The sequence below is a fragment of the Massilia sp. DJPM01 genome (assembly GCF_030348125.1).
Lineage (GTDB): Bacteria > Pseudomonadota > Gammaproteobacteria > Burkholderiales > Burkholderiaceae_D > Telluria_A > Telluria_A frigida.
On sequence record NZ_JAQOZV010000138.1, the window covers coordinates 1 to 2,544 of the forward strand.

General features: G+C 58.6%; 4 protein-coding genes. All 4 read right to left on the bottom strand.

Annotated features, from left to right (window positions below; all coding sequences use genetic code 11):
* Positions 1-207, bottom strand: a 207-nt coding sequence (locus PO883_RS34085; protein WP_289313744.1) for a hypothetical protein, incomplete at its 3' end; no start/stop codon positions are given.
* 188 nt (positions 208-395) lie between these two features.
* A complete protein-coding gene (locus PO883_RS34090) occupies positions 396-542 on the bottom strand; it encodes a hypothetical protein (protein WP_289313745.1) in 147 nt (48 codons plus the stop codon).
* A gap of 86 nt (positions 543-628) precedes the next feature.
* Positions 629-1,534: a site-specific integrase gene (locus tag PO883_RS34095; protein ID WP_289313746.1), complete on the bottom strand. Its 906-nt coding sequence runs from the start codon at positions 1,532-1,534 to the stop codon at positions 629-631.
* 331 nt (positions 1,535-1,865) lie between these two features.
* On the bottom strand, positions 1,866-2,544 hold a 679-nt coding region (locus PO883_RS34100; RefSeq protein ID WP_289313747.1), incomplete at its 5' end, for a site-specific integrase.

Here is a 2,544-nt window from a genome sequence, read left to right on the forward strand (position 1 = left end):
GTCCGTCCAAAGTTTGAGGTTCCGCTCCATTGCGGCTGTGTCACGTCGAATTGCCTCAGTTTCAAATGCCCGAGCCTGCATCGCCTCCTGATGCTTTAGCTGCGTGGCGACTTGCTCACGCATCGCAAATGACACGTCCAGTAGCGTATAGGTCAGCACCTCAGCCTGTTCTTCGGTGAACCCGCCAGCCTTATAGCGGGCGACCATCTTGGCAGCCAGTGTCGAACGGTAATGAAAGCATCGCGTCTCCTGTTGGTGTCCTGCCAATTATAGCGTCGGTGCGTACCATGTGTCCCGTACCTGCACGGGCGGCAAGCGTCACCGCCCATTGCATTCCACGTACTGCTTTACCGTCCCGCTCTGGCGGTCGGCCAGCCATCCACCGCCAGCGTCAATCACCCCTCGCTGCCGTCAGCGTCATCCACATCATCATCTACCGGCTGGCTGTTGTCCGGCACGTTCATGTCGGGCGAGTTCTTCGCCGCTTCCTCAATCTGCTTCTTCAAGGCATCGCGCTGCGCCGTGGTGTTGGTCGTATTCATTGGTTCATTCTCCAAGTTGGTGATCGTTGCACCGCGCCGGGCCGTATGCCCATGTTCGGGCGCGGTATCTGTTTTCCTTTTGCGGCTCAGTCCAGCCGGTGAGCCAGCTTTCCCGCATCAAGGTGCGTATAGCGTTGAAGCATGGATAGGGACTTATGCCCGGTGATGCTCGCCACCTCCATCATGGATAAGCCCTTCTCGAAATACCTGCTTGTGGCTTCATGCCGTAGATCGTGGAAGCGAAGGTCTTTCACGCCAGCCCGCTTGCAAGCGTTCTGGAAGGCCCGTTTTATCGCCTCTGGCGTCGCACCTTGGAACACGCTGCCGGAGCGCGATGGCTGGCTCTCAAGCACCGCTAGAGCCTTCCTCGATAGCGGCACGCCCCGCGTGCTTCCGTTTTTCGTCATAGTCAAATGAATACGCCGCTGGGACAGATTTACGAACCGCCAGTCCAACCCAGCTATCTCGCCCTGCCTCATGCCGGTCTCGATGGCGAAGACAACGACATCGCGCAGGAATCCGCCGCGTGACCGCTCTGCCTCCCGCAAGATCGCGTCCAGTTCAGCATCCGTCGGCCTCCTTTCACGAGGCGGTGCTGGCGTTGGCTTCTTCAACAATACAAGTGGATTCTCGGCTAGGTCCAGCCCCCACTCTCGGCGGGCTATCTCAATGATGTTCTGGATGATCGCCAGTTCTCGCAGAACGGTTCCGCTCGCCACCTGCTTTAATCGAGCGTCCCGCCACTGCGCAAGGACAGGCCGCGTAAGCTCAGCCATCTTGTAGGTAGCGAGAGCGCTGCGACGTAGAGCGTTCAGGCGTGCAGTTTCGGAACTCCGCCCCTTCTTGAGCGGCGTAACGTCGGCGATGTATCGGTCTATCAACAAGCTGAACGGCGCTCTCAACAAGTCGGCGTAAGGCACTAGCTTGGCGCGGGCGGCATCGATGGCGAGCCAAACCTTGATCGCATCAAGCTCGCCTTCTACGGCGTGCATCCACGCCTCAGCATCCCCCTGCGAACGGAAGGTCTCGGTAAGCTGCGGCTGGCCCTTCCGGCGAATCTTCACCTGCCAACTGGTCCAGCGCGAGTTGACACGCTTCGTAATCGTCCCCATCAAAGCCTCTAACCTGTCCGCACCAATGCGGCTTTAACGATGAGTCTATGGGGGCGAGTTCGTGCCTGTCAAACGGGAGTAGGCAAGTGTCAACTGCACTTGCCGATCTGAGAACTGCACTTTCTGTCCCACGTTTATTGTGTTGTTTTAGCGCGTCAAGCTACGGCCCCACCAATTTCTCCAACCTTTTAAACCGGGCTGAGTCGGTGCGTCAGGCTGGCGGATTAGGTAGGACGAGGCCGGGTATCCGATAGCGGTTCATAGCTTCTACAAGCGGTCGCAGGGGGTAGGTGCCACTTCCGTACTTCCTGCCCACGCTGGCGCTGCTGTGGCCCGTAATTGCATCCGATGCGTCCTCTGCGATCCCGCAGTCCCTGGCCGCATCTTTGAAGGTATGACGGAAGCCGTGGAAAACCATCCGTTCGTCGCTGACTCCAACTTTGTCGCGGAGATAGTTGTTGAACCAGCTGGACCAGTTCCCGCTCTCCCGCCCGTAGGTGTCCGGAATCAGCTCGTTGAAAATACGGGCGCGGCCCTTTGCCTTCTTTGCATAATCAATGAAGCCAAGTTCCTTGAGTGAGGCATGGATCGGTACGCGGCGGACTAAGCCTTTGTTCTTCACCCCTTGGCCCTCGCCAGCATCAGTGATCCGAAGAATCCATGCGGTTCGCTCTGTTTCGTCCTCTGCGAAGTAGACTTCCTCCAGCACATCCTCGGGGCGAAGCTGGCACAGCTCCTCAAGACGCGCACCAGTGAACAGGGCAAGCAACGGAAGCCAGTACTGAGCCTCGCCCGCACCACCAGCGGTACGTGCGCCGTCAGCATAGATCGGGCAGGCGAACAACCTGCGCAGCGTAGGCAGGTCCAGCGGTATCCGCTCCTTCTTGGTC